Consider the following 25,995-nt stretch of genomic DNA (forward strand, 5'->3'; position numbering starts at 1 on the left):
ATGCGTGAAGCAAATCCCGGCGCCATCTATCTCAAGGATTATTCCGCTCCGGCGTTCCTGATCAACCGCACCGAGCTGCACTTCGAACTGGGCGAGGAGGAAACCCTGGTCCACGCCCGCCTGCACCTGCTGCGTTCACCGGAACACGCGGGCCAGGCGCCGCTGGAGTTGCAGGGCCAGAACCTCGAGCTGGTCTCCGTGGGCGTCGATTTCGACGAATTGAGTCCCGACCAGTACCGCGTGGACGAGGACTCGCTGGTCATCGACAAGGTTCCCGAGCAGTTCGTGCTGAAAACCACCACCCGCATCCGGCCCCAGGACAATACCTCGCTGGAAGGGCTGTACAAGTCCAGCGGCATGTTCTGCACCCAGTGCGAGGCCGAGGGCTTCCGCAAGATCACTTATTACCTGGACCGCCCGGACGTGATGGCGGTGTTCACGGTGACCATCACCGCGGATCCCGCCCGCTACCCTGTCCTGCTGTCCAACGGCAACCTGCTGGACGATAAAATCCTGGCCGACGGGCGCCGCGAGGTTCTCTGGCACGACCCCTTCCCCAAGCCCTGCTACCTGTTTGCGCTGGTGGCCGGCGACCTGCAGTACGTGGAGGATACCTTCACCACGATGTCCGGGCGCGAGGTGAGCCTCAATCTCTACGTGGAGGAGAAAGACCTGCCCAAGTGCGATCATGCGATGGATTCCCTGAAGCGCTCGATGCGCTGGGACGAGGAAGTCTACGGCCGCATGTACGACCTCGACATCTTCAATATTGTCGCGGTGGACGACTTCAACATGGGAGCGATGGAAAACAAGAGCCTCAACATCTTCAATACCTCCTGCGTGCTCTGCCACCCGGATACCACCACCGATGCCGGTTACCAGCGGGTCGAGGCGATCGTCGCCCACGAGTATTTCCACAACTGGAGCGGCAACCGGGTCACCTGCCGGGACTGGTTCCAGCTGAGCCTGAAAGAGGGCTTTACCGTCTTCCGCGACGCCGAATTCTCCTCGGACATGGGCTCGCGCACGGTCAAGCGGGTGGAGGATGTCAGCGTGCTGCGCACCGCCCAGTTCGCCGAGGACGCCGGCCCCATGGCGCACCCGGTGCGCCCGGAGTCCTATATCGAGATCAACAACTTCTACACCCTGACGGTCTATGAGAAGGGCGCGGAAGTGGTGCGCATGATCCACACCCTGCTGGGGCCGGAACTGTTCCGCGCCGGGTCCGACCTCTATTTCCGCCGCCACGACGGCCAGGCCGTGACCTGTGAGGACTTCGTCCGCGCCATGGAGGATGCCAGCGGTTGCGACCTCGGCCAGTTCCGTCGCTGGTACTCCCAGGCGGGCACCCCGGAGCTGCGGGTGTTCGACGAATACGACGAGGACGCCCGCACCTATACCCTGCATGTCAGCCAGAGCTGCCCCGCGACACCCGGGCAGGCCAGCAAGGAACCCTTCGTGATTCCACTGGCGGTCGGTCTGCTCGGCGATGCCGGCAACCTGCGCCTGCAGGTGGCGGGGGAGGAGCCTGACTACGAGACCGACGACAACACCCACCGGGTGCTGGTGGTGGACCAGGCGGAGCAGTCCTTCGTCTTCACCGACGTGGGCGAACACCCGATCCCCTCTTTGCTGCGCGGTTTTTCCGCCCCGGTGAAGCTGGATTACCCCTACAGCCGCGGCCAGCTGTGCGAGCTGATGAGCCGCGACGATGACGGCTTCGTGCGCTGGGACAGTGCCCAGAGCCTCGCCCGGCGTGTCATCGAGGAGGTACAGCAGCAACTGGCGGCGGGCCAGGCAGCGCGGGTTGACGTCCTGCTGGCACAAGCCTGTGAACGCCTGCTGGGCGACAGCTCGCTGGAGCCCGCCATGGTGGCGGAGATGCTGACCCTGCCCAGCGAGAACTATCTCGCGGAGCAGGCGAAGGAGGGCGAGGCCGATGTCGAACTGATCAGCCGCGCGCGGGCCGCGGTGAAAGCCGCGGTGGGTGAAGCCTGCGCCGGGCTGTTCCTGCAGCGCTACGAGGAACTGGCGATCACCGAACCGTATGCCGCGAGTGGCGAGCAGATTGGCCAGCGCGCCCTGCGCAACCTGTGCCTCGATTACCTGGCCTGCGCCAACAGCGATTACCTGGCGCTGGCCCGCGACCAGTTCGGTGCGGCGGACAACATCACCGATCGCCTCGCGGCCCTGCGCGCGCTGGCGTTTTACGGCGCCGAGAGCGACTGGTCGAAACCGCTGCAGCGCTTCCTCGAGGACTGGCGCGGCGAAACCCTGGCGATCAACCAGTGGTTCACCGTGCAGGCCCTGATGTCCGACAGCGGGGCGGTGGAACGGGTGCGGGAGCTAATGCAGCACCCAGCCTTCGACCCGCGCAACCCGAACAAGGTGCGCGCTCTGGTAGGCGCCTTCTGCGCCCAGAATCCGCGGCAGTTCCACCGCGAGGATGGCGCGGGCTACCGCCTGCTGGGCGAGGTCGTCGAGAGCCTCAATCACAGCAATCCCCAGCTGGCCTCGCGCATGCTGACGCCGCTCACCCGCTGGCGCCGCTACCGCGGCCGGGCCGAGCTGATGCGCGCAGAGCTGGAACGCCTGGCGGCGTTGCCGGACCTGTCACCGGATGTGTACGAACTGGTGAGCAAGTCGCTGTAAATGGCAGGGCAGGGCCGGGTCTCCCGGCCCGGTCGCGGCGACACGCCGGAATGACCACCAACGCGCCGCGCTGCCTCAAGACCCCTGTAATTCGCCCATCTGCTGTTGCAGCAACGACCTGATCCGGGTTGCGGCGGGCGACAGGGTGCGCTGGCTGAGGCTGTAAAACATCAGCCGGTAGCTATCCACGCGCAATCCAAAACGTTCCGCCGGCAGGTTTACCAGGAGTCCTTCTGCCAGTTCCCCGGCCGCGGCGATATCCGACGCGACCCAGATGGCGTCGGTTGTGGCGGCAATTTTCGCGGCTGTACCGTAATCCTCCACCAGGTGCTGCGCTCCCGCCAGGGCGGGAACGGCGGCAAAGCGCGCACCGGCCGAACCGCGCAGGTGGTCGGGGACCAGCAGCGGATAGCTGCGACGCCCGGATTGCCGGCCGCGCAACAGGGGGTGCCGCGGCCTTACCAGCAAGCGCAGGTTGCAATGACCGAGGGATACCGCCCGCAGCGGCGCCGTGTCCGGCAGTTGGCCATCGGCACAGACAAAAAACTCCAGTTGTGCGGCCTGCAGGAGGTTGAGCAGGGCCTCCGCGCGGCGCACCGTCACCCGGGTAACCAGCTCCGGGGTTTCTGCCAGTACCGTCTGCAGGCAACCCGCCAGCAGGGCCTTCGCCGGCATGGGCGCCATGCCGAAGGCGACATCCCCGGCGGCGGCGCCGGATTCCAGCAGCAGCGAGCGTTCCAGTTCGTCGGCGTCGCGCAGCAGCTGTTTCGCACGCTCCACGAAGCGGCGGCCGACAGCCGTCAACTGGACTCCGCCGCGGTTGCGGTCAAACAGCCGGGTCTCCATGCGTTGTTCGAAGCCCTGGATACTGCGCGAGAGCGCCGACTGGGTCAGGCCCAGTTCCTCCGCGGCGCGGGTATAGTTCAGGGTGTCCGCCAGGGTCGCCACATGGCGCAGGCTGCGCAGGTCCATATTCTTATGACTCATCAAAATACCCAATCATATGCATTGGATGTATTTCTGTATTCAAGCGCACAATGGGTCCCGTGGAAAGATCTGGAACCCTGATATGACGAATCCCTTTACCTGGATTACGGTGGTGGTGCTGCTCATGCTGCTGGTGGAAGTGTTCGCCGGTCGCCACCGGGGCGTTCATAGCCGGGATGAGCTGCTGGTCAATGGCCTGTGCATCCTCCTCGGCGTCAGCGTGCGACCGCTGCTTGCGGCGGCCGTTGCGATGCTGATCGCCGTCCTGCTGCCCGCCGGGCGTGGCGCGCTATCCGGCCTGCCGTTCTGGCCTGCGCTGCTGGCGATCGTGTTACTCGCCGAATTTGTAAACTACTGGGTTCACCGCTGGGCGCACAATGCGGAGCGCCATCCCTGGCTGAACTGGCTCTGGGCCTTTCATCGCACCCATCACACGGCGCCCTATATGAATGTCATGCTGCATTTCAGGGTGCATTTCGCCTGGGCGCTGGTCTCGGGACTGACCTGGGTGATCTCGCTGGCGATCTATCTCGGGCAGGGTGTCGCGGCGGGCGTGGCGGTGATCATCTTCGGGGTCTACGGTGTGCTGACCCACAGCCACTTCCGCTGGGATGACCGCCTGCGGGCGCACCCGCGCTACGGCCGGCTGTTCCGTGCCATGGAGCACGTGCTGGTGTCGCCGGGCATCCACCACAGCCACCACGGCTTTGGCCGCGATGGGGGCAACTACCGCAATTTCGGCATTTTCCTTTCCATTTACGACTGGTGGTTCGGGACCCTGCACATTCCTGCCGGCCGACCCGCGCACTATGGCATCCCGCGGCGCAAGCTGCACTGGGCAGAGGAAGTGTTCTACCCCCTGTACCGGGGGCGGGCGCTGGCCTTCGCGCCCGGCGAGCGTCGCGAATAAACCTAATTGCCGGGGTAGAGCGCGAACTCGCGCTGGGTCGGTGCGGCGTTCCTTCCGCCCGGCCCCTGCTTGCGCAGGCGCTCGGCCACTGCCTTCAAGCCCGAGCCGTCCCAGCTTCCCGCACTGCGGCTGTACAGGGACGCCTCCAGTTCGGCCAGTGCCGCATCCAGCGCATCGTCTGCAAACAGTAGCCTGGCGTCTCCCAGCGAGGTGACGCGACCGTGTTCGGACAGCGCATTGGCCCAGCCGATCAGCGCGTTGCGGGCGGGTGCCGCGGCGCCCGAGGTGCAGGCTGCCACCAGGTTGCGATAGGCGCTGCGAGCGCCTTCCGTCTCGGTTTCAGGTGTGCCGCTGTCGGCGGCCGGCGGAGTGCGCCGGCGCCAGTACAGGAACAGGGTCAGCGCCCAGCCCAGCGCGCAGAACAGCGCCAGCAGGGGCCAGAACAGGCCGGGCGAACTGCTGGCCTGGCCTGCGGCTCCGGGGTCGGCGGCTACGCCCGACTCCGCCGTTGGCGTGGGAAGTACGGGGGTGGCCGCGCCAGTCGCGGCGGCGATTTTCAGGCTGTGGGCGGGAATGACCGCCTTGCGCAGGCTGTTGGTCGCGGTGTCCCACCAGGGTATTTCGATGGCGGGAAGGTCGATGGTGCCGGCTTCCAGCGGCACGATGGCGACGCTGTCCTGGCGTACACCCTGCAGGCCGCTGGCGATTTCGCGGTCCTCGATCTTCGGCTGGTCGGGATAGAATTTCAGGCCGTCCTGCTGCGGGAACAGGGTCGGCGGCAATTGCGCGCCCTGCAGGCCCTCGCCGCGGATCCGGATGGTGCGGGTCACCGATTCGCCGACCTTCAGGTTGGCCGGGTCCTGCGACCACTCCTCCTCGACCTGCAGGCTGCGCGCCGGCAGCCAGTCGGCGCTGGCGGGGTAATCCAGGGGCTTGGGCTGCACGGTGATCTCGATCGGGTCGGTGTCGCGGCGAATGACCCGCCCGCGGGAACCGGGGTTGAACAGGCTGCGCGGTGCGATGCTCTCGCGCGCGGAGAATTGCTGTGCCGGTATTTCCAGGGTGCCGCTCTGTTCGGGGAAAATGGCGTAACGCACTTCCTGCACCAGCCACAGGCGGCCGTGCATGCGACGCTGGTAGGATTTCTGCTCCAGCGGCACCACGAAAGCATTGGGCAGGTCCAGCTCACTGACGCCCGCCCGTTCGAGATTGACCGACTGCTGGATGCTCAGGGTCAACAGCACCTGGCCCTGCACATAGACCTCATCGGAATCCACCGCGGCCGAGAACAGCACGACCTCGTCGCCGGGGTCCACCTGCGGCCGATCGCTGACGCTGACCGGTATCGCCCGGGTGCGGCTGCTGCCGATGGCGAAGGGCGGGATGACCAGTTGGCCCGCGCGACGCGGCGCGATCTCCATGGTCAGCTCGCGCTTGTGGGTCTGCTGGCCGTTGATCAGGGTCATGCTGCTGCGCAGGTTGCGCGACAGGACCTCGAAATCCGCAGACAGGTGGCTGGTGTCCACTCCCTGCAGGTTTTCGTCATCGGCACTTGCCGACAGGGTCAGTACCAGGGTGTCACCGAGGGCGACGTCGCTGCGATCCACGCTGGCCGAGACCTCGGCGCGCGTCGCAGCGGCGAGCAGCAGTAACGGCAGCGCCAGCAGCAGCGCCAGCCGGCGTATCGGCTTACCAGTATTTCTCATCATTACTCGTATTGCCATGTTGTTGCCGTTGCCGGCTCTCGTAGCGGAATTTCTCGCGCAGCAATCCGGCGGGATCATCCGGCACCCGACGCAGCCACTGTTCCAGCGCCTGGTCGCGCTCCTGGTCCTCCGCTTCGGCGCCGCCGGTGGCCTTGCCGGCCTCATCCTCGCTGTCGCCATCGGCGGGTTCTGCGGCGCCATCCGCGCGGCCGGCATTTTCAGGCTGGGCCTCTTCAGCGAATAGTTCGTCTGCCTGCCCCGTGTCCTGGTTATCAGCGGATTGTTCGCCGGATTGCTCCCCGGACTGCTTGTCCTGCCCCGGCGGGTTCTGCTGCTGCTCCTGGCCGGATGACGGGTCGGCCGCGTCCTGCTGGTCGGCCTGTTGGTCACCGGATTGTCCCTGCGAATCCGGCTGCTGCCCTTGCTGGTTTTGCTGGGAGCCCTGGCCTTCATCGGACTGGTTCTGCTGGCCGCCGGATTGCTGGTCCTGGTCCTGCTGGTCACCGGATTGCTGCTGATCCTGCTGCTGTTGCTGCTGCTGTTTCAGCAAGTCCTCCACCAGTTGGTGATTGGCTTCGGCGTCCTCTTTCCCCGGTTGCAGTTGCAGGGATTTTTCGTAGGCCTCCAGCGCCTCGGGCAGCTTGCCCTGGCGGGCGAGGGCGTTGCCGCGGTTGTACAGGTCGTCGGCGCTCTCATCGCTCGAGAAGGCCTGTGCTGCCGCCTCGTAATTCTCGTCGCGATAGGCGGCGGTGCCCGCCCATCGGCGGTCCTTGAACAGCTGGCCGGCGCGTTCAAAATCCTTCGCCTGCAGTGCGCGCTGGGCCTGCTGGTCGCGGGTCAGCCAGAGGTCGTCCCAGCTATTCGCCTGTGCCTCGGGCGGTGACTGCATCAGCAGCAGCGGCACCAGGCAGACCAGCCAGCCGCGGCGGAACAGCAGCAGCACGGCGGGCAGCAGGCACAGCACCAGGATATAACCCTGGTCCTCCCAGGTGTCGGTATTGCGGCCCAGTGCCTGCAACTCCGCGGGCCGCTGCAGGGGCGACTCGGCAAGCAGCGCCTGGAGATCGCTGTCGTCGAGTTGCATGCGCCGGTAGCGGCCGCCGGTCTCTTCGGCGGTGCGGCGCAATTCGTCCTCCTCCAGCCGGGGCGTGACGATCGCGCCTTTCTCGTCCTTGAGGAAGCCGCCGGCGGGCAGCGGCAGGGGCGCGCCGGTGCGGGTGCCGATACCCATGATGGAGAGGTCCACGCCCGAGCCGCGCATGACCTCCACGATCTTGTTCCGGTCGCTGTCGTCGATGCCATCCGTGAGCAGCAGGATCCTGCCCTGGCGCAAGCCGGCGGAACGCAGCAGTTCCAGCGCCTGCTGTAATGCCTGCGCCGGCTGCGATCCCGGCAGGGGCATGATCCCCGGCTGCAGGGCGGGCAGCAGGTTGGCGATGGTGGGCGTATCGTCGGTCAGCGGGGTGACCACATGGGAGTCACCGGCGTAGGCGATCAGCGCGGTCTGGCCCTCCTTGCGCTGCGCCAGCAGGTCGCGCAGCTTCTGCCGGGCGCGATCGATGCGCGAGGGGCTGAGGTCGCCGGCATTCATGGAGTAGCTGAGATCCAGCACCAGCACCAGCGCGTCCTCGGTAGTATGCACGGGCTGGGGAATCTTGCGCAGGCTGGGCCCCGCGGCGGCGAGGCAAGCGATTACCCAGAGCAGCAACAGGAACGGCGCCAGGCCGGGTCCCCGTGTGCCTTGCCATTCGCCCTGCAGCAGGTGCGGTAGTAACTCAGGGTCGATAACGCTGCTCCACTGGCCCTGCCGGCGTGAACTGCGCCACAGCAACAGTGCGAACAGTACCGCGGGGACCAGTGCCCACAACCACTCCGGGCGCAACAGGTGCAGGTTCACGGCGCCACCTCCAGCGGCGGCCTGCGTCCCGGCAGGGCCAGTCCGCGTTGCTGCAGCAACCGGGCCAGCGCCAGGGCGAAACTGATCAGCAGCGCCAGCCCGAGGGGCAGGTAGCCCAGCGACTGGCGGGGCCGGAAGGTGGCTACATCGAGTTCGATGGGTTCGAGCTGGTCGAGCAGTGTGTAGATGTTGGCGAGTTCCTGCGGATTGCGCGCGCGGAAATAGCGGCCGCCGGTGAGCTCGGCGATTTTCGTCAGGGTGGCCTCGTCGAGCTCCGCGGAGGGGTTGATCTGCCGCGCGCCAAAACTGGTGCCGAACATGCCGGGCATCAGCATGCGATCGGCGCCGATGCCAATAGTGTGGATACGGATGCCGAGCCCGGCGGCAAGTCGCGCGGCATCCAGCGGCTGCACCGAACTGGCATTGTCGGCGCCGTCGGAGAGCAGGATCAGCACCCGCTGGTCGGCGGGGCGCTCGCGCAGGCGCTTGACCGCCAGCCCGATGGCGTCGCCGATGGCGGTATCCTGGCCGGCGAATCCGATCTGCGCTTCCTCGAGAAAGCGGCCGACCGTAGTGGTGTCGAAACTCAACGGGGATTGCACGTAGGCATTGCTGCCGAACAGGATCAGGCCGAGGCGATCGCCGCGGCGCTCGTCGATAAACTGCTTGCCCAGCTGTTTCACCGCCTGCATGCGGCTGATCATGCGTTGGCCGGCCTGCATGTCCTCGATCTGCATGGAACCCGAGATATCCACCGCCAGCATCAGGTCGCGCCCGCTTTCCGGCAGTTCCACCGCCTCGCCGATCCACATCGGGCGGGCCGCGGACAGTAACAGCAGCAACCAGATAGCCCAGAGCGCCGCGAGCCGGCGCCAGGAACCGCCAGCCATGCCCGTGCCCTGGTTTTCCGCCAGTGCGGCCCAGTGCTGGAAAAACGGGGCGCGAATCGCCGGTTCCTCGCCGCTGGCCTTGGGCAGTACCCGGCGCAGCAGCCAGGGCAGGGGCGCCAGTGCCAGCATCCAGGGCCAGATCCACTCGATCATGCGGGCCTCCGGTGCTTGCGAATCCACTGTTCGCTGGCATCGAGATGGCGACTGACGTCCTGCACCGGCGGCGTGGGCCGGTACTGCGCCACCAGCAGTGCGGGGTCGAAGCTTTCCTCGCCCTGGCTGTCGTTGAGGAAGCGCAACCAGGCCTCGCCGCTCATGCCGGCGACGTCGCGCCGGGGGAATGCGCGCAGGGCGACACTTTTCAGCAGTTCGTTGCTGGCGATCAGGCAGGCCAGGCCGTCGCCATTGCCGGCATAGGTCGCGCGAATGTCCGCCAGTGCGGCCAGCGCCCGCACCCGGTAGGCTTCGCGGCGCCGGCGCCGCAGCCACCAGCGCGTGGCAAGCACCAGCGCCAGCACCAGCAGTCCCGCCAGGATCCACCAGCCGGGCGCGGGCGGCCACCAGCCGATCGCCTCGGGTTCACGCAGCGGACGCAACGCGGCCAGTGGATCGATCCCGCCGTTCGTGGATGGCGCGTTCACCGCCGCGACTCCCCGAAGTAGGTTTGCAGCAGGCGAAACGGCGATTCGTGGGTGTGTGCATCCAGCAGGGGGATACCGAGGCGTGCCATCTGGGCCTGTAACTGCTGGCGGCCGGCCTGCTCCTCCTGCTGGTAACGCTGGCGCAGGCGGCGGTCGGCGGTATCCAGCTGGCTGCGCTGTTCGCCGTCGGTAACCGCGTAATTGCCCGCCTGCGGCAGTTGCTCCTCGAGGGTGTCGCGACAGCACACCGCCATGATCTGCACGTGCTGCGCCAGCTGGAACAGGTGTTTGCCGGCTTCCTCGCTCTCGGCCCCGCGAAAATCGCTGACCAGGTAGACGCTGCTGCCGGGCCGTACCACCCTGCGCAGGGCACTGAGCATGCTGCTGAAGCCGTTGCTGTTGTTGCCGCCGCTGGCGGGCAGCGCGTGGTTATAGGCGGTGATCTCGGAGAGCAGGGCGAGCACACTGCGCCGCGAGCGCCGCGGCTTCAGGTCGCGGTGGCGAGTGCCGTCGAAGACCAGGCCGCCGACCCGGTCGCCTCCCTCCAGCGCCGCCCAGGCAAACAGCGCGGCGAGTTGCGCCGCGAGTACCGACTTGAAACAGTGGCGGGAGCCGAAAAACATGTCCGGCCGCTGGTCGACGACCACCAGTACCGGGCGCTCGCGTTCCTCCCGGAACAGCTTGGTGTGCGCCTCACCGCTGCGTGCGGTAACCCGCCAGTCGATGCTGCGGATATCGTCGCCGGGCTGGTAGGCGCGGACTTCGTCGAAATCGATGCCGCGGCCGCGGAAATTGGACTGGTTGGCGCCCGCCAGGCGGGCCAGGGCGCGTTTGCGCCGGGTGAGCTTCAGCTGCCGCGCGATGAAGCGCAGCGCAATCAGGGTCTCGAGTTCGACGTAGGCGCCCCGGGCCGGACTGTCAATCAGCTCGCGCTGCATCGAGGCGTTACCCGACGGGAACCAGTGCCAGCAGTTCGGTAGTGACCTGGTCCGGGGTGATGCCGCTGGCTTCGGCCTCGAAACCCAGCAGCAGGCGGTGGCGCAGCACGTCAGCCGCGACCGCCTGCACATCGTCCGGGCCGACGAAGTCGCGGCCCGCCAGCCAGGCGTGGGCGCGGGCACAGCGGTCGAGGGCAATGGTCGCCCGCGGGCTCGCACCGTATTCGATCCACTGTGCGAGCTGTGGGCTGTAGGGGCCCGGTTCCCGGGTGGCCATGACCAACTGCACGATGTACTGCTCCACCGGCTCGGCCATGTGCAATTCGAGCGCTTCGCGGCGCGCGTTGAAAATGCTCTCCTGGGAGACCGGTGCGGGACGCCGGCTCTCGCCGCCCGCGGCTTCCTCCCGGGTCAGGCGCAGGATGCGGGTCTCCGCCGCCGCATCCGGGTAGCCGACGTTCACGTGCATCAGGAAACGGTCGAGCTGGGCCTCCGGCAGGGGATAGGTGCCCTCCTGCTCGATCGGGTTCTGGGTCGCCATCACCAGGAACAACTGCGGCAGCTGGTAGGTCTGCGAACCCACGCTGACCTGGCGCTCGGCCATCGCCTCGAGCAATGCCGACTGCACCTTGGCCGGCGCGCGGTTGATCTCGTCGGCCAGTACCAGGTTGTGGAAAATCGGGCCGCGCTGGAATTCGAAGTTGCCCAGCTGGGGCCGGAAAATATCCGTGCCAGTGACATCGCCGGGCAGCAGGTCGGGGGTGAACTGGATACGCTGGAAGTTGCCTTCGATACCGTCCGCCAGGCTCTTTACTGCCCGGGTCTTGGCCAGTCCGGGAGCGCCTTCCACCAGGAGATGGCCGTCGGCCAGCAGCGCAATGATCAATCGTTGGACAAGGTGTGACTGGCCAATTACCTGGCCACTGAGCCACTCTTCGAGGGCTCGCAGTTCAGCGCTGCTCACGCGGTCTCCTGTTTTTCTGGTTGATTCTGCCCAATCGGGATGGCCGGCATTGTAACGCAGCCTGCGTGAGGGTACAGGTGCCTGTGCCGGACGTGATGTCTGACTTTTGTGTGCTGCAAAAGTTCACCCGTTTGTATAAGGCCTTGTTTGCCTCAGGTGTTGGGGGTTCCAACCCGGCCTGGATACGCTACAGGGCGACCCGAAAAACGCAAAAACGCCATCCATGGCAGCTCGGCCTCGGCCATCCATGGCCTCGGACGTTTTCGAGTCGCCCTGTAGCGCATCCAGTCCTCTCCCAGTGGCCCGCTTACGGTTGGGCACTGCGTACGCACAATTAATAGTGGCGTGCGTCAGTGCCGATAGGTGAGTATGGCAACGCCAGAGGGGTGTCAATCCAAACATGCCTCACCGGGGCGTCCGAGGACATGGATGTCCGAGGCCGAGCCTGCACATGGATGTGCGCTTTTTGGCGGTCCCGGTGAGGCATGTTTGGATTGGCGACCCGGGTTCAGGCGCGCCCTTCCCGACGTAGGGCAAGTCCCTGTCACCGAACGTATTCGCCAATTGACGCTTCCAATGTGACAGACGTGGATTGACTACCCAAGTTAGAGGAGCTTCATTCCGGCGATGGGCACCCAGCCATTTGCCAACCCCAAGGAATACCAAATCCTGCCCCAAGGAATACCAATTCCCTCCACGATGTCTTTGCTAGACTTGGACACAACAACCGCCCGCAAGCGGACAGCCAAAAGACGACAGGAACCGGACGCATGATCTGGGACACACCGAAGCAGCACCTGCTGGCCGAACTGGACAACTACATCAATAAACACGCGGACGAGGGCGACCGGCAATCCCTGCGCAACCTCGCTGACAGCTTCTACGGCCGCTGGGGCGTCGAAGACCTGCGCAGCTGTGCCGTGGAAAACCTCTACGGCAGCCTTTATTACATCCTCCACAGCATGCGCGACTGGTCAGCGGAAGCGCCGCGGGTAGAGTTCTTCAATCCCGGCGTACAGAGCCACGGCTGGGAGAGCCCGAACACCGTGCTGCTGATACTCTGCCGGGGCATTCCCTTCGTGACCGCCTCCGTGCGCGGCGAGATCAACCGCCGCAACCTGCCCATCCACATCGTCGCCAGCTCCAACCTCGCGGTGCGCCGCAACCGGGAAGGAGAACTGCTGGCCATTCTCGGCAACAGCGAGACCTGCATGCCCGGGGAGGATGAAAACTGCAGCAGCGAGGCCGTGGTGTTTTTCGAGCTGGCGCGGCAGTCCCAGCCGGAAAAGCTCGATGACCTGCGCACGACGATTCTCGGGATCCTGGCGGAGGTGGCGCAGGTCGTCGACGACTTCGCCGCGATGACCGCAAAGCTGGAGCTGGTGGCCGAGGAGTTGGCTGCGACGGCCTCTGCCGATGGCGACATACGCGAGGAGTCCACTGCCTTCCTCAACTGGTTGAGCCAGCGTCACATGACCCTGCTCGGTTACGAGTACCTGCAGGTAGACCGCAGCGGAGCGCACCCGGTGGTCAGCGCGCTGGAGGAAAACCGGTTGGGTTTGCTGCGGCACCGGGATACCCGCGGGGTGGCCGATCTCGAGGCGGACCTCGCCCAGTTCACGCCGCAGCAGCTGCGCGATGAACCCCTGAATTTTTCCAAGTCGCGGCAGCGCTCGCGGGTACACCGCCTGACCTATCCGGATTACATCGGCGTACGGGTCTTCGATGAAGCGGGTGAACTGGTTGGCCTGCATCGCTTTATCGGCCTGTACACCTCCTCGGTCTATACCATGCATCCGCGGTTTATCCCCATCCTGCGGCGCAAGGTGCACGCGGTGCTCGAGAAATCCAATTCCGACTGGGCCGAGCATGAAAGCAGGGAACTGGCCCGGGTGCTGGAGCTGTACCCGCGGGACGAACTGTTCCAGTCCTCGGTGGAGGAGCTGTATCACACGGTCAACGCCATAAACCGCATCCAGGAGCGGCGCCAGACCCGGCTCTTCGTGCGTACCGACCCCCACGGCAAGTTCGTTACCTGCATGGTCTATGTGCCGCGCGATCGTTACACCACGGAGTTGCGCGAGAAAATCGAGGGTATCCTCGGCGAGGCCTACAAGGCGGAGGAGTCCGAGTTCACCACGCTGTTCACCGAATCCATTCTGGTGCGGGTGTACTTTGTGCTGCGGGTGAATCCCGCCCTGCAGCTCGACGTCGACATCGCCGCGCTGGAACACCAGGTGGTACAGGCGGCACTGGCCTGGGAGGACCGCCTGCACATTCGCCTGGTGGAGGAATTCGGCGAGGAACTGGGGCATGAATACAGCGCCCTGTTGGCGGACGGTTTTCCCGCCGGCTATCGCGATGACTGTGACCCGCGCATCGCGGTTGCCGACATTCGCGAGTTGTTGCGCCTGCTGCGCGGCGAACCGCTGGCCATCTCGCTCTACCGGCAACCCGAGGACGGCGAGCAGGACCTGCGCCTGCGGCTCTACCACCGGGGAGACAGCCTGCCGCTGTCCGACGTGCTGCCGATCCTGGAAAACCTCGGCCTGCGGGTGGTATCGGAACGGCCCTACGGCATCCGCAGTACGGAGGGCGAGACTTTCTGGGTGCAGGAGTTCGGCATGCTCTATACCCTCTCCCAGAATATCGACCTGGAGGAGGTCAAGGAGGAGTTCGAGGATGCCTTCGCGCGGATCTGGTTTGGCGAGGCCGAAAGCGACTCCTTCAACCGGCTGTTGATCGGGACCCGCCTCAACTGGCGTGAAATCGCCCTGTTGCGCGCCTATGCGCGCTACCTGCGGCAGCTCAACTTTACCTACAGCGTGGAATATATCGCCGAGACCATGGCGGACCACCTGCAGATCACCGCGTTGATCGTGGAGCTGTTCCTGAGCCGCTTCTCGCCGGTGTTCGACGGCGATGAGGACTGGCGGAACCAGCACGAAGAAAAAGTCGAGCAGGATATCCTGGCCTCGCTGGAGCAGGTGGAGAACCTCGGCCAGGACCGCATCATCCGCCGCTATGTCACGACCATCAAGGCAACCCTGCGGACCAATTTCTTCCAGCAGGACGACAGGGGCAACCTGAAGTCCTACCTGTCGCTCAAGTTGCGACCCGCGGATATTCCCGAGGTGCCGAAACCGGTGCCGCTGTACGAGATTTATGTCTACTCCCCCCGGGTCGAGGGCGTCCACCTGCGCGGCGGCAAGGTGGCCCGCGGCGGGCTGCGCTGGTCGGACCGGCTGGAGGACTTCCGCACCGAGGTGCTGGGGCTGGTGAAGGCCCAGCAGGTGAAGAACGCGGTGATCGTGCCGGTGGGCGCCAAGGGCGGTTTTGTCGCCCGGCAACTGCGCGCCGAGATGAACCGCGACGAGGCCCAGGCGGAGGCCATCGAGTGTTACAAGCTGTTTATTCGCGGCCTGCTGGATATCACCGACAACCGCGGCGAGGTCGCCATTATCCGGCCGCCCCACGTGGTCGCCAAGGACGACGACGACCCCTACCTGGTGGTCGCCGCGGACAAGGGCACCGCCAGCTTTTCCGATATCGCCAACAGCATCTCCGCCGAGTATGACTTCTGGCTGGGCGACGCCTTCGCCTCCGGCGGCAGCGCGGGCTACGACCACAAGGCCATGGGTATCACCGCCCGCGGCGCCTGGGTGTCGGTGCAGCGGCATTTCCGCGAACTCGGCGTGGATGTGCAGAACGAGGATTTCACGGTCGTCGGTATCGGCGACATGTCCGGCGACGTGTTCGGCAACGGCATGCTGATGTCCGGCCACATCCGCCTGGTGGCGGCTTTCAACCACCTGCACGTGTTCATCGACCCGGATCCGGATGCCGCTACCGGTTATGCTGAACGCCGGCGCCTGTTCGACCTGCCGCGCTCCAGCTGGGCGGACTACAACCGCGAGCTGATCTCGGCGGGCGGCGGGGTGTTTTCGCGCAGCGCCAAGTCGATCACCATCACCACGCAGATGGCGGCGCGGTTCGGCATCGACGAGCCCCACCTGACGCCCAATGAACTGATCCAGTATGCACTGCAGGCCCAGGTCGACCTGCTATGGAACGGCGGTATCGGCACCTATGTGAAAGCGTCCACGGAATCCCACGTGGCGGTGGGCGACAAGACCAACGACGCCCTGCGGGTGGATGGTCGGGACCTGCGCTGCCGGGTGGTGGGCGAGGGCGGCAACCTCGGACTGACCCAGCTGGGGCGCGTTGAATACGCCCTGCACGGCGGGCGGTTGAACACGGACTTTATCGACAACGCCGGCGGGGTGGATTGCTCAGACCACGAGGTCAATATCAAGATCCTGCTCAACGCCGTGGTGGCGCGCGGCGACCTGACCGGCAAACAGCGCGACAAGTTGCTCGAAGAGATGACCGACAGCGTGGCGGAACTGGTCCTGCACAACAATTACCGCCAGGCGCAGGCAATCAGCCTGGTGGAATCCCAGGCGCAGGCGCGCTTCGGGGAATACTGCCGCTTCGTGGAAGTGCTGGAATTCGCCGGCTGGCTCGACCGGGCGCTGGAATTCCTGCCCAGTGACGAGGAACTGGTGGAACGGCGCGGCCGGGGCCAGACCTTCAGCCGGCCCGAGCTATGCGTACTCGTGTCCTATACCAAGGGTATCCTCAAGGAACAGCTGATGGACGCCGACCTCGGCGGAGATGTTCACCTCGCCAGCCTCGTACAGTCGGCATTTCCCGCGCGCCTTGTGGCGGAGTACCCGGAGGAAGTGCACGGCCACCGCCTGCACCGGGAAATCCTCGCGACCCAGCTGGCCAACGATGTCGTCAACCGTATGGGCCTCAATTTCGTCATGCGCCAGAGCCGGGCCACCGGCGCCAGCATTGCCGATGTGGCGAGGGCCTATATCGCAGTGCTGGAAATGTACCAGCTGCGCGAACTCTGGGACTGGATCGAGCTGCTGGATGTCAAGGTCAGCTCCGCGGTACAGGGCGACATGCTGCTCAACCTGTTGCGACTGGTGCGCCGCACCACCCGCTGGCTGCTGCGCAACCGGCGCCACGAACTCCTGCCCGGCAAACTGACGCAGGAATTCCAGCCGGGACTGCAGCAGCTGGCCGAGGCCCTGCCCGCGCTGTTGCGCGGCCGCGCTGCCGGAGAATTTCGCGATCGCCGCGAACGCTATATCAATGCCGGCGTGGACGAGGCCCTGGCGGAACGGGTGGCCGCAACGCCACTGGCCTATACCGCGCTGGGTGTTGTGCAGGCGGCGAGCCAGGAAGGCGCGCCGCTGGAGCACGTGGCGCGGCTGTATTTCAGTATCGGCGAGCGCCTGGACCTGGACTGGTTCAGCGCCCAGATACTGGCCGCCAACGTCGACAACGAATGGCAGGCCATGGCCCGGGATACCTACCTGGAGGACCTCGAATGGCAGCAGCGCAGCCTTGCGGTGGGAGCCCTGAGTTATATGGGGACGGAAGGGGATATCGATGCCTGCCTGCAGGCCTGGGAGCAGCAGCAGGAACCGCTGTTGCAGCGCTGGCGCCTGATGCTGGCGGAATTGCATGCGGCGGAAGCGCCTGATTTCACGATGTTCGCGGTAGCCAACCGGGAACTGCTGGACCTGGCCCAGAGCAGCGCCCGGCTGGCGGAACTGCAATCCTGTGGGCCTGAAGGAGTCAGGCCCGGTTGAACGATAGGTGCGCGGTTACAGCGTGCGTAACTTGTGTACTCCTGAAACCCCGGTCAGGCCATCCCACTGGTCTGACCGGCCCTCGCGCCAGCCGGAAATCCAGTTTTGTCGGTGGGTCATATTTTCGTGCGGGCAGTAATCCATACTGCGGCCGCTGACCCCCGCCTGGTAGCCCTTGTCAAATGCCCGGGAGTTCATGTCACGCTTCCGTCTTTTCATAGAACAGCCTCCGATTGTGGCGTCGGCACCGCCGTCTGTGGCCGCGGGAGACACTTCGCGCCCACCGCGGGCGGTGGTCGATAGGATGTATTGTCGCGTGTTTCTGGTTGAATGATTACTTTGCGGTACTGCACTTTTCGCCTGGCTTACTGCGCCGATTGCGAGGCATTACAGCGGTGGGTGCCGAAAGGCACGTCCCCATGAAAACAGACCACCGGCAGGGGTGCAAACAACGTTTTGTTCTGAGGCATCAAACCCGATATAACAAAACTGTCATATTGTGCTGAATCGACTGTTTTCACCCGTTTGGGGCAGGATGCGCTGAACTTCCCCCCGGCTGACGCGGTCAGAGCCCGCTTGCTGTGACAGAATCGATCAGCGTTTTCTGCACAAAACCGGATTCACCCTATAGTTCCACCGGGGTTCACTTGATAGGATGAACGGCCCCGGAAAGAGTGAGGTAAGCACCCCGATGTTTGAACGCAATAAGAACCGGCCGGCGCCGCCAGCTCCCCAACCGGAAGCGGCAAAACCTGCCCTGTCACCTTCAACGCCGCCGCCTCCCGCGACCCCGGCACCTGTAACTACCAGGAGTAGAGCAATGATTGGACCCAGCATTGAGATCAAAGGCAGTGTCAGCGGCGACGAAGACCTGTTAATCCAGGGCAAAGTCGAGGGCACCATCGATCTGGGTGCACACGAGGTTACCGTAGGTGAATCCGGCAAGGTGAATGCAGACATTACCGCGCGTACGGTGCGCATCGACGGCGAAGTTTCCGGCGATGTCCGCGGCACCGAGAAAGTGGTTATCTCCAAAACCGGCAACGTGAAGGGCAACATCATTGCCCCGCGGATGACCCTGGAGGACGGCGCGATCTTCAAGGGCTCCATCGACATGGATCCGGGCGAGCCCGCCAAGGTTTCCCTGGCACCCAAGGCCACACCTGCCGCACCTGCTGCGCCTGCCGCGGCCGCGGACAAGACGCCTGGCCTGGACCTGAAGCAGGGCTGATACCCGCGCAACCCTATGAGCGAGCAGCAGAGTAGCCAGCTGCTGCCCGGTCTGTTCGAGCGGCTTAACGAAGAAGTCCGGGTCAATGTACTGCACATTGGTCCGGCTCTGCCGGAAACGGTGGAGTTCTTTTCGGGTTATCGTTGCAAGCTGTTCTTCGTCGACCTCTTCGCCGAACTGCCACTGGCATTCGAGGAGGGCGACGAACTTACCGTGCAGCAACGCATGCAGGACATCCTGGATTTCGACCCCGGTACCAATTTCGATTTGTGCCTGTTCTGGGATGTGTTCAATTACCTCGACGAGGAATGCATAAAGGCCTTCATGGCCTGCCTGCGCCCGATGTTGACACCCGGGGTGGCAGCGCATGCCTTTGGGGTGCACAACACGCGCGCCGCGCAGAAGGCGCAGCGTTTCGGCATCCTGTCCCGCAGCGAACTGAACCTGCGGCCACGCCCGGCGCCCCTGCCGGGATACGCGCCGCTTCCCCAGGCCCGCCTGCAATCCCTGCTCAAGGGACTGACAGTGCAGCGCTCCGTGTTGCTGGCGGAGAGCCGCCTGGAACTGTTGTTCCGCGGCGCCGGGCTCGGCGAGTCACTGGTATCGCCCCGCGGCGGGGCAAGGTCCGGCAGCTGAACGCGCCGCTCCCCGGTAGTTGGCGAGTGGGCGGATTGGCGCCGGAGCCACGCGCAACGCTACACTTGCGCTTTTGACGGGGGATAGCGGATGACGTCCAGCAGGAGAATGGGTCCCATCGATTCCGAGATGGGTGTGGGCATGCTCAACGCCGCGGAAGATATACTCAGGGAAGAGGGCTACGCGGCGCTGACCTCGCGCCGGGTGGCGGAATATCTCGGGGTCAAGCAGCGCCTGGTGTATTACTACTTCCGCACCATGGACGACCTGGTCCTCGAATCCTTCAAACGACTTGCCATTCGCGAAATCGGCCGCCTGCGCGAGGCGCTGGCCTCGGACCGGCCCCTGCACGATGTCTGGGATATCTGCATTAACACCAGTGACGCCCGCCTCATATCCGAGTTCATGGCCCTGGCCAACCGCAGCGAAGGTGTGCGGGCGGAAGTCATCGCCTTTATCGAGGAATCGCGCAAGATCCAGGTCTCGGCGTTGCGCAGGGCGATGGCCAGGAGCGGGAGCCTCGACAAGGGCCTGTCGCCGGACGTGATTGCGTTCATGGGAACCAGCCTGGCGCTGGCGCTCAACCGGGAGGCCTCGCTGGGGGTGACCCGGGGGCACCGGGCAGTGAAGAAAACCATCCGGGAGTTCTTCAACCAGCTGGAGGCCTGATGCTGTAGCAGAAGCGCTGGAAACGTTACCCGCTATCCCCGCGAAACTGCTGTATTAATCGCGCAGTGACCTGCAATTTCGGCAGTCCGCCCGCCGTGGTCCCGGCGGGCGTTCTGCAGCTGCGCTCAGGCTGCGGTTTCAGTTTCCGCGATGGTGGTGGCGTGCTTGTTGAACATCACCGCCAAGTCGCCGGAGGTAACCGGGCGATCCACGCCTTCCTCGACCGGACGGGCGCCGCCGGTGGATACCGGGCTGGTGTCGACCCCGGCTGCTGCCGCCTGTGCCCGCAGCGCACCCACAGTCAGCTCCTCGCGCTTGAAGTGCTTGAAGGGGTCGAAGCGGAAGAAGCGCATGGCGTTGCGGTGCGTTACCTTGTCGATCTGTTCCTGGGTCAGGTGCTTCAACTGTTCCCAGAGATGCTCGGGTGCCTGCGGCCAGAGGGCGTCAGAATGCGGGTAGTCGGTCTCGAAAGCGACGATGTCCTCGCCGACATCGTCGAGGTGCTTGAGGCCGAAGGCATCGTCGATAAAGCAGCAGAGGAAGTGACGGCGGAACATCTCACTGGGTTTCATGTCCTGGAAACGGGAATTGGTCCAGGCCTTGTGCCGCCAGTTGGAGAAGTCCGCCCGCTCGAGGAAGTAGGGAATCCAGCCGATACTGCTCTCGGAAAGGGCGATGCGAAGATTGGGGTAGTCGTGCAGGGCCTGCAGTTGCATCCAGTCCGCCGCCCCCACGGAGATTGACAGGGGCATGGTGCTGATCCAGGCCTCGATCGGCGTTTCCATCGATGCATGCGGGACCGGATTGCCGGAGCCGATGTGCAGGGCGATGGCCATGTCGTGGTCCGCCACCGCCTTGAAGAAGGGCGCCCAATATTCATTGTGGATACTCGGCAGTCCCTGCTTGGTGGGGTTCTCGGACATACTGACCGCAGTGCAGCCCTTGTCGGCGACGCGCCTGATTTCCTCCACGGTGGCCTTCATGTCCCAGTTGGGCAGGATGGCCAGGGGGATAAAGCGGCCCGGGTACGCGCCGCACCACTCGTCGATGTGCCAGTCGTTCCAGGCCCTCAGGTGGGTGAGGGCCAGATTCTTGTCCGGTGCCTGGTGGAAGGTGTCGTTATCAAAGCCGATTGAGTTGCCGAAATTCATCTGCACGGCTATGCCGTCGGCATTCATGTCGTTGATGCGACCGTGTACGTCGTAGCAACCATCGCGCATGTCGTGCAGCGCGTTGGGCTCCATTCCGTATTCCTCGAACGGGCGCCCGACCACTGCGTTCAGGCCGATCCCCGGTTTGGTCTTGCCCTGGTAGCTCCAGTAGTTCTTGCCGTTCTTGTCGGTTTTGAGCTTGGGTGCCGTGGCAAGCGCTTCGCCCGACAGGTGGTTGTCGAACAGGGTGGGGGGTTCGCAGATGTGATCGTCGGTACTGATAAGCACCATGTCATTCATATTGCGTGTCATCGTGGAGCTCCTTTTGTTATGCGGTAGCTGGCGGGTTTGCGCTTACGACGTTAGCTCCTTTGATTATAGTCTTCATTGATCTGGATCAAGCCCGGCGCCGGGTGCCCGCCCGGTGAGTGGGCTGCTGATAGACGATCACCCGGATTCCCCCGGGCATGAGTAATTGGATCTGTGGGATCACCATGCCTGCGAGGTAATGAATACCAACTTCCTGCTCTTGCCGGCCCACCACCCGCTGGAAGTGGCGGTTTTCCTCGCCGCCGTGATGGAGGTCGTCGAGGCTGAGGTCACGGGTACGCGCGAGAAAGCGCTCGATGGCGATACGCGACTCCAGGGCCCCGAGTGGCGCACCGATGCAGGCGTGCCTGCCTTTGCTGAAAACGACGCGATCGCTGGCGTTGGCGCGTTCGATGTCAAATTTTCGCGGCCGATCGAAATGCGCGGGGTCGTTGCTGGTGCGCGTCAATGTCGGTGACCGGCAGGATGGTCGACACACTGTGCCTGACTGCGGGAGGGCGGCTGATCAGTCGCCGTTCTGGGTACCGCTGCGGTAGAGTCTCATGCCGCGGGACTGGTAGTTGGCCAGCGCGCTCGGGTGGTCGAGCGTGCAGGTATGCACCCACACCCGCCGGGTTGGCCCCCAGCGCCAGGCCTCCTCGATCGCGCGGGTCAGCAGGTGGCCGCCGAAGCCGCGGCCGATAAATGCCGGCGCCAGTCCGAAGTACTTGATTTCAACTTCGTCCCCGGCCTGTCGCTCGAGGTCGAAATAGCCCGCGGGGGAACCTTCGCACCAGGCGACCCAGGTGCGCAGGTTGTCCGACTCGGCGTAGTCCCGCCACTGTTCGTCGCTCCAGCTGAGGCGGTCGGTCCACGCCCAGGGGGCGCCCACATGCTGGTAGAGAAAGCGGTTGAAGGGGAACTGCTTGATCCGGGCCTCGCGAACCTCGAGCTGGTCGGCGGGCTTGCCCGGGCGCAGCTCCTCCGGGGAGTGCATCTCCAGGTAAAAGATCCTAACCGGTTCCATCTCAGTCCTGCCAGATCACCTTGCGGTTTTCCGCGTACCACTGGTCGAGGAAGGGTTCGAATGCCGCCTCGATCACATCGCGCTTCAGTTTGAGGGTCGGGGTGAGGAAGTTGTTCTCGATGGTCCAGGCCTCGCGCGCCACGGCGATGAACTTGATCTGTTCGAATTCCTCAATCGCGTTGTTGACCCCGGCGAGCAGCGATTCCAGCTCCGCTTCCGCCTGGCGGCGAAAGGCCGGATCGTCGTAGCGCTGGTGGGCGCTTTCCGAGAGATGCACCAGGGCATAACAGGCCTGGCGGCCGGACCCGCTGACGCAGCTCATTTCCACCAGGTTGCTGGCATTGAGCAGGTTTTCGATCGGCACCGGGGCGACGTACTTGCCCTTGCTGGTCTTGAACAGTTCCTTGACCCGCCCGGTGATCCGCAGCAGGCCATCTTTGGAAAACTCGCCGCGGTCGCCGGTCTTGAAGAAGCCGTCCCCGGTCATGACCTGGGCGGTCTGCTCCGGGTCCCGGTAGTAACCCATCATCAGTCCCGGGCCGCGCAACTCGATCTCACCTTTCCCGGAGATACGGGATTCGACCCCCTTCAGCGGCTTGCCGACATAGCCGATCTCCCGCGAGCCCGGCAGGCTGACATGGGAATAGGCGAAATCCTCGGTCATACCGTAGCCTTCCATGATGGGCAGGCCCAGCCGGTCGTACCAGCGCAGGAGTTCCGGGGTCAGCGGGGCAGAGCCGGAGATGGCCAGCCGCACGTCGCCGAGGCCCAGGCCGTCGAGCACCTTGCGCTGGACAATGCCCCTGAGCAGCGGGATTTTCAGCAGCCGGCGCAGTTTCTTCTCCGGCATTTTCTCCAGTACGCCGGACTGGAACTTCTGCCACAGGCGTGGAACGCTGAGGAACACGGTGGGGCGGGCCCGGCGCATGTCCTGCAGGAAGGTGTCAAGTTCCTCGGCGAAGTAGATGTGAACGCCGTGGTAGATGCCGCCGGATTCCACCACCGCGCGCTCAAACACGTGGGCCAGCGGCAGGTAGGAAAGCATGCGGTCCGCGGAGCTTATGTTGAACACGTCGCCCACCAGGCAGGCGGGGGCGGACACCGAGTAAAAGGAATGCATGACCCCCTTGGGGTTACCGGTACTGCCGGAGGTATAGCAGATCAGGGCGCGTCGCTCCGCCGGCCACTCCGGGTTATCGCCTATTGGCGGGTGGTTCGCGACAATATCGTCCCACTGCGGGTAGTCGTTCGCCGGGGCCAGGGGGAAGGCGATCAGCGGCATGTCCGCGGGCACCCCCGGGTGCATCGCCTCCCAGTCATCCAGCTTGCCGACAAACAGCAGTCTGGCCTCCGAATGGCCGAGGATATAACCGACGGTTTCGGCATGCAGCGTCGGGTAGAGGGCCACCGTGCAATGCCCGGCCATCCAGATGGCCAGCTCGGCGATGACGAAGTGGGCGCAGTTCTTCGACACCATCGCGATATTGCTGTTGTCGGGCAGGTCGAGGGAGCGCAGGTAGGCCGCCATGCAGCGCGCCTGGCGCATGGTTTCCCGCCAGCTGTAGTCGACTACCCCGTCCGGGGTCGGTTGGGTCAGGAAAACGCTGTCCGGCCGGTTGGCCTCATGCTCGTAGGCAGCCTGCAACAGCAGCTTGTCGATGGGATAATTCATGCCAAGGGATTCCCCGGTTCAAGGGCGCCGTGTGGGGCGCGGCCAAAACTTCGTCGCGGGCATCAGGGTACTACAGTCCGGGGGCGTGGCGAGACTCGCGATCACCCTCCGGGGATTAATTCCGCTATTCACAAGTGTAATACCACCTCGCGGGTTCCGCGAAAGCGCCGGTGCTCCCACAGGTAGATACCCTGCCAGGTGCCCAGCATCAGTTCCCCGTGCTGGAAGGGTATGCCCAGCTGGGTCGCGGTGAGCGCGGCCTTGATATGCGCCGGCATGTCGTCCGGCCCCTCCAGCGTGTGGGTGTACAGGGGGTCGTTCTCCGGCACCAGCCGGTTGAGCCAGTTTTCCAGGTCGCGCCGGGCGCTGTCGTCGTAGTTTTCCTGGATCAGCAGGCTGGCCGAGGTGTGGCGGATGAACAGGCTGCACAGGCCCTCGTCCCGGCCCGACCGGGCGACGATCCGCTGTACTTCCGAAGTGAAGGGGTGCAAACCCTGCCCCGACACGGTTATGGGTAGTGTGACGATCACGCGCTTTCTCCTTTGCGACCGCCATTGTAAAGCATCCCATGAAGCGGCCTGTAACCCCATCCGCTGCAGCTGCGGCGGCGCCCCAAAAAAAAAAGGGCCGCCGAAGCGACCCGGGAGGGGTTCAGGAAATGGACCTAGCGTGCCTGCAGGCGCAGGAAAGGATTGACCGGACGAAAGCGCCAGTCGGTAAAGCGCACCGGGGCATCCAGCACCCCGACGCAGATACAGTCGCGATCGAGGGTCGCGGTCGGGGAGTGGCGGTGACTGGCGTCGCGCTGGATAAAATCGCCCGCCCTGTAGTGGCCTTCCTCATCGGAAAAACCGCCTTCGAGCACCAGGGTCAGCTCATTGCCGCGGTGAGTGTGGTGCGGGATGCTGCCGCCGGCGCGAATGTGGTAGAGGGCGAACTCGTTTTCCCGGTCCCCGGTGCGCAGGTGGCAGACCTGTACGCTGGAGCCGATATGGCGCCAGTCGAGATCCTTGAAATCGCCCTGGATCAGGCGCTGCACCAGGTGCGGGCTGCCCTGTGCCGCGGGCGGTGGCCGGTGGCTGAGCGGCGCCTGCTCCTCGTCGATGCGGGCGAGCACGGTCTCCAGCAGCCGGTCGGGTACGCTGGCCTCGGCCTGGCGCTCGAACAGCGCGGAACCGAGGTCCTGCAGCTGGCGGTGGGCGCGGCGGCACTGGTCACAGACATTCAGGTGCAGGGTGACACAGATCGAAGGTGCCAGGGCCAGGGTGCCGGCGGCGTGCTCGGTGAGTGTGCGATTGTCGGGATGGTGGTGAATCATGTCCTCAGGCCTCCTCCACCAGCAGTTGCAGTTTGTTCAGGGCCAGGCGCACGCGGGATTTGACGGTACCCAGGGGCAGGTCGAGATCCGCTGCCGCCTCCGACTGGGACTTGCCCTCCATATAGATCTTGGTGAGTACCTGTACCTGTTCGTGGGGCAGTTCGCCCAGCATCTTGCGGACGCGCGCCGCGTCGCGGTGCATCTGCACACTGCTGAACAGTTCCACGCTGCCGGTATCCGGCCAGATATCCTCGGCGTTGAGTGGGGTGTCGAATTTTTGCAGGCGGCGGTACATGTCGGTTCGGCTGTTGCGGGCTATGGCGTATACCCAGGTGCTCGCCGACGCCTTGCGCGGGTCGAATCCGGGCGATTTCTGCCAGACCTTGATCATCACTTCCTGTACCAGTTCCTCGGCATGGCTCGCCGCCAGCGGCGAACCGCCCAGGGCAAAGGCCTTGACCAGGGGGGCGAAATGGCGGAACAGGCGGGCAAAAGCGTCGCGGTCGCGGTTGGCACCGACCCGTTCGAGGTCCCGGCTCAGCTCGTCGTTGCGCTGTTCAGGGGCCTGCGGTCCTGTCTCTGTAGTCATGTGCCTCACGATGATGTCGGCCTGTGTCGCTGATCCGGGGTCTGGTTACGGTCGTTTATACGCCGGGCCGCCGGGTTTGGATCACTGTGCCTTAGCGTTGATCCGGTTGCATCCGGACCGCGTATTCTCAGTAAACCAA

At 64.7% G+C, this 25,995-nt stretch carries 21 protein-coding genes; 6 read left to right on the forward strand and 15 right to left on the reverse strand.

Features of this window, described 5'->3' with window-relative positions; translation table 11 throughout:
• A complete protein-coding gene (gene pepN / locus ACNKU3_RS01845; RefSeq protein WP_418257700.1) occupies positions 1-2,652 on the forward strand; it encodes an aminopeptidase N in 2,652 nt (883 codons plus the stop codon).
• A gap of 75 nt (positions 2,653-2,727) precedes the next feature.
• Here pepN and ACNKU3_RS01850 read toward each other — a convergent pair whose 3' ends face one another.
• Positions 2,728-3,639: a LysR family transcriptional regulator gene (locus tag ACNKU3_RS01850; protein ID WP_418257701.1), complete on the reverse strand. Its 912-nt coding sequence runs from the start codon at positions 3,637-3,639 to the stop codon at positions 2,728-2,730.
• 82 nt (positions 3,640-3,721) lie between these two features.
• On the opposite strand from ACNKU3_RS01850, the gene ACNKU3_RS01855 reads away from it, so the two are divergent.
• Positions 3,722-4,549 carry a sterol desaturase family protein gene (locus tag ACNKU3_RS01855; RefSeq protein ID WP_418257702.1) on the forward strand — a complete coding sequence of 276 codons (828 nt, stop codon included), beginning with the start codon at positions 3,722-3,724 and terminating at the stop codon, positions 4,547-4,549.
• Between the two features lie 2 nt (positions 4,550-4,551).
• Here ACNKU3_RS01855 and ACNKU3_RS01860 read toward each other — a convergent pair whose 3' ends face one another.
• From ACNKU3_RS01860 to ACNKU3_RS01885, 6 genes are read right to left on the reverse strand one after another with little or no spacing between them, the layout of a single operon-like run.
• Positions 4,552-6,258, reverse strand: a complete 1,707-nt coding sequence (locus ACNKU3_RS01860; protein ID WP_418257703.1) for a BatD family protein — start codon at positions 6,256-6,258, stop codon at positions 4,552-4,554.
• The gene (locus ACNKU3_RS01865) at positions 6,239-8,152 is read right to left on the reverse strand and encodes a VWA domain-containing protein (protein ID WP_418257704.1); all 1,914 of its coding nucleotides are present in this window, start codon (positions 8,150-8,152) and stop codon (positions 6,239-6,241) included. The genes ACNKU3_RS01860 and ACNKU3_RS01865 overlap by 20 nt, the downstream gene beginning before the upstream one ends.
• Positions 8,149-9,195, reverse strand: a complete 1,047-nt coding sequence (locus tag ACNKU3_RS01870; RefSeq protein WP_418257705.1) for a vWA domain-containing protein — start codon at positions 9,193-9,195, stop codon at positions 8,149-8,151. Before ACNKU3_RS01870 ends, ACNKU3_RS01865 begins: the two co-directional genes overlap by 4 nt.
• Positions 9,192-9,683: a DUF4381 domain-containing protein gene (locus tag ACNKU3_RS01875; protein WP_418257706.1), complete on the reverse strand. Its 492-nt coding sequence runs from the start codon at positions 9,681-9,683 to the stop codon at positions 9,192-9,194. The genes ACNKU3_RS01870 and ACNKU3_RS01875 overlap by 4 nt, the downstream gene beginning before the upstream one ends.
• On the reverse strand, positions 9,680-10,621 hold the full coding sequence (locus tag ACNKU3_RS01880) for a DUF58 domain-containing protein (RefSeq protein ID WP_418257707.1): 942 nt from the start codon (positions 10,619-10,621) through the stop codon (positions 9,680-9,682). Before ACNKU3_RS01880 ends, ACNKU3_RS01875 begins: the two co-directional genes overlap by 4 nt.
• A 7-nt stretch (positions 10,622-10,628) precedes the next feature.
• Positions 10,629-11,585 carry an AAA family ATPase gene (locus ACNKU3_RS01885; RefSeq protein WP_418257708.1) on the reverse strand — a complete coding sequence of 319 codons (957 nt, stop codon included), beginning with the start codon at positions 11,583-11,585 and terminating at the stop codon, positions 10,629-10,631.
• Positions 11,586-12,355: 770 nt separating this feature from the next.
• On the opposite strand from ACNKU3_RS01885, the gene ACNKU3_RS01890 reads away from it, so the two are divergent.
• Positions 12,356-17,254 (forward strand): NAD-glutamate dehydrogenase, encoded by a 4,899-nt coding sequence (locus ACNKU3_RS01890; RefSeq protein WP_418257709.1) that lies wholly within the window; start codon positions 12,356-12,358, stop codon positions 17,252-17,254.
• Positions 17,255-17,269: 15 nt separating this feature from the next.
• Here the strand turns inward: ACNKU3_RS01890 and rmf are convergent, their stop codons facing one another.
• The gene (rmf, locus tag ACNKU3_RS01895; protein ID WP_418257710.1) at positions 17,270-17,473 is read right to left on the reverse strand and encodes a ribosome modulation factor; all 204 of its coding nucleotides are present in this window, start codon (positions 17,471-17,473) and stop codon (positions 17,270-17,272) included.
• 601 nt (positions 17,474-18,074) lie between these two features.
• Between rmf and ACNKU3_RS01900 the strand changes: the two genes are divergently transcribed.
• From ACNKU3_RS01900 to ACNKU3_RS01910, 3 genes are all read left to right on the forward strand, one after another.
• A complete protein-coding gene (locus ACNKU3_RS01900; protein ID WP_418257711.1) occupies positions 18,075-18,485 on the forward strand; it encodes a bactofilin family protein in 411 nt (136 codons plus the stop codon).
• 15 nt (positions 18,486-18,500) lie between these two features.
• Positions 18,501-19,121 carry a hypothetical protein gene (locus tag ACNKU3_RS01905; protein ID WP_418257712.1) on the forward strand — a complete coding sequence of 207 codons (621 nt, stop codon included), beginning with the start codon at positions 18,501-18,503 and terminating at the stop codon, positions 19,119-19,121.
• A 108-nt stretch (positions 19,122-19,229) separates the two neighbouring features.
• On the forward strand, positions 19,230-19,790 hold the full coding sequence (locus ACNKU3_RS01910) for a TetR/AcrR family transcriptional regulator (protein WP_418257713.1): 561 nt from the start codon (positions 19,230-19,232) through the stop codon (positions 19,788-19,790).
• A 125-nt stretch (positions 19,791-19,915) separates the two neighbouring features.
• Here ACNKU3_RS01910 and ACNKU3_RS01915 read toward each other — a convergent pair whose 3' ends face one another.
• The 7 genes from ACNKU3_RS01915 to ACNKU3_RS01945 all read right to left on the reverse strand — a co-directional run bounded on the left by ACNKU3_RS01915 (position 19,916) and on the right by ACNKU3_RS01945 (position 25,856).
• Positions 19,916-21,253, reverse strand: a complete 1,338-nt coding sequence (locus tag ACNKU3_RS01915; RefSeq protein ID WP_418257714.1) for an amidohydrolase family protein — start codon at positions 21,251-21,253, stop codon at positions 19,916-19,918.
• Positions 21,254-21,338: 85 nt separating this feature from the next.
• On the reverse strand, positions 21,339-21,719 hold the full coding sequence (locus ACNKU3_RS01920; RefSeq protein ID WP_418257715.1) for a cytochrome P450: 381 nt from the start codon (positions 21,717-21,719) through the stop codon (positions 21,339-21,341).
• A 57-nt stretch (positions 21,720-21,776) separates the two neighbouring features.
• Entirely contained in the window at positions 21,777-22,277 is a 501-nt protein-coding gene (locus ACNKU3_RS01925; RefSeq protein WP_418257716.1) for a GNAT family N-acetyltransferase, read from the reverse strand.
• 1 nt (position 22,278) lies between these two features.
• Entirely contained in the window at positions 22,279-23,949 is a 1,671-nt protein-coding gene (locus ACNKU3_RS01930) for an AMP-binding protein (RefSeq protein WP_418257717.1), read from the reverse strand.
• Between the two features lie 128 nt (positions 23,950-24,077).
• Positions 24,078-24,479, reverse strand: coding sequence for a secondary thiamine-phosphate synthase enzyme YjbQ (locus ACNKU3_RS01935; protein WP_418257718.1), 402 nt, complete (start codon positions 24,477-24,479; stop codon positions 24,078-24,080).
• Positions 24,480-24,613: 134 nt separating this feature from the next.
• Entirely contained in the window at positions 24,614-25,267 is a 654-nt protein-coding gene (locus ACNKU3_RS01940) for a ChrR family anti-sigma-E factor (protein ID WP_418257719.1), read from the reverse strand.
• Positions 25,268-25,271: 4 nt separating this feature from the next.
• The gene (locus ACNKU3_RS01945) at positions 25,272-25,856 is read right to left on the reverse strand and encodes a sigma-70 family RNA polymerase sigma factor (protein ID WP_418257720.1); all 585 of its coding nucleotides are present in this window, start codon (positions 25,854-25,856) and stop codon (positions 25,272-25,274) included.
• Positions 25,857-25,995 lie beyond the last annotated feature (139 nt).

This window comes from Haliea sp. E17 (assembly GCF_048323675.1).
Classification (GTDB): domain Bacteria; phylum Pseudomonadota; class Gammaproteobacteria; order Pseudomonadales; family Halieaceae; genus Mangrovimicrobium.

Bases quoted from the DNA above. Each gene is read 5' to 3' on its own strand.
- ACNKU3_RS01860 (WP_418257703.1), bottom strand. From the start codon at position 6,258: ATGATGAGAAATACTGGTAAGCCGATACGCCGGCTGGCGCTGCTGCTG.
- ACNKU3_RS01915 (WP_418257714.1), bottom strand. From the start codon at position 21,253: ATGACACGCAATATGAATGACATGGTGCTTATCAGTACCGACGATCAC.
- ACNKU3_RS01930 (WP_418257717.1), bottom strand. From the start codon at position 23,949: ATGAATTATCCCATCGACAAGCTGCTGTTGCAGGCTGCCTACGAGCAT.
- ACNKU3_RS01900 (WP_418257711.1), top strand. From the start codon at position 18,075: ATGATTGGACCCAGCATTGAGATCAAAGGCAGTGTCAGCGGCGACGAA.
- ACNKU3_RS01890 (WP_418257709.1), top strand. From the start codon at position 12,356: ATGATCTGGGACACACCGAAGCAGCACCTGCTGGCCGAACTGGACAAC.
- pepN (WP_418257700.1), top strand. From the start codon at position 1: ATGCGTGAAGCAAATCCCGGCGCCATCTATCTCAAGGATTATTCCGCT.
- ACNKU3_RS01880 (WP_418257707.1), bottom strand. From the start codon at position 10,621: ATGCAGCGCGAGCTGATTGACAGTCCGGCCCGGGGCGCCTACGTCGAA.
- ACNKU3_RS01940 (WP_418257719.1), bottom strand. From the start codon at position 25,267: ATGATTCACCACCATCCCGACAATCGCACACTCACCGAGCACGCCGCC.
- ACNKU3_RS01910 (WP_418257713.1), top strand. From the start codon at position 19,230: ATGGGTCCCATCGATTCCGAGATGGGTGTGGGCATGCTCAACGCCGCG.
- ACNKU3_RS01945 (WP_418257720.1), bottom strand. From the start codon at position 25,856: ATGACTACAGAGACAGGACCGCAGGCCCCTGAACAGCGCAACGACGAG.
- ACNKU3_RS01905 (WP_418257712.1), top strand. From the start codon at position 18,501: ATGAGCGAGCAGCAGAGTAGCCAGCTGCTGCCCGGTCTGTTCGAGCGG.
- ACNKU3_RS01925 (WP_418257716.1), bottom strand. From the start codon at position 22,277: ATGGAACCGGTTAGGATCTTTTACCTGGAGATGCACTCCCCGGAGGAG.
- ACNKU3_RS01855 (WP_418257702.1), top strand. From the start codon at position 3,722: ATGACGAATCCCTTTACCTGGATTACGGTGGTGGTGCTGCTCATGCTG.
- ACNKU3_RS01870 (WP_418257705.1), bottom strand. From the start codon at position 9,195: ATGATCGAGTGGATCTGGCCCTGGATGCTGGCACTGGCGCCCCTGCCC.
- rmf (WP_418257710.1), bottom strand. From the start codon at position 17,473: ATGAAAAGACGGAAGCGTGACATGAACTCCCGGGCATTTGACAAGGGC.
- ACNKU3_RS01850 (WP_418257701.1), bottom strand. From the start codon at position 3,639: ATGAGTCATAAGAATATGGACCTGCGCAGCCTGCGCCATGTGGCGACC.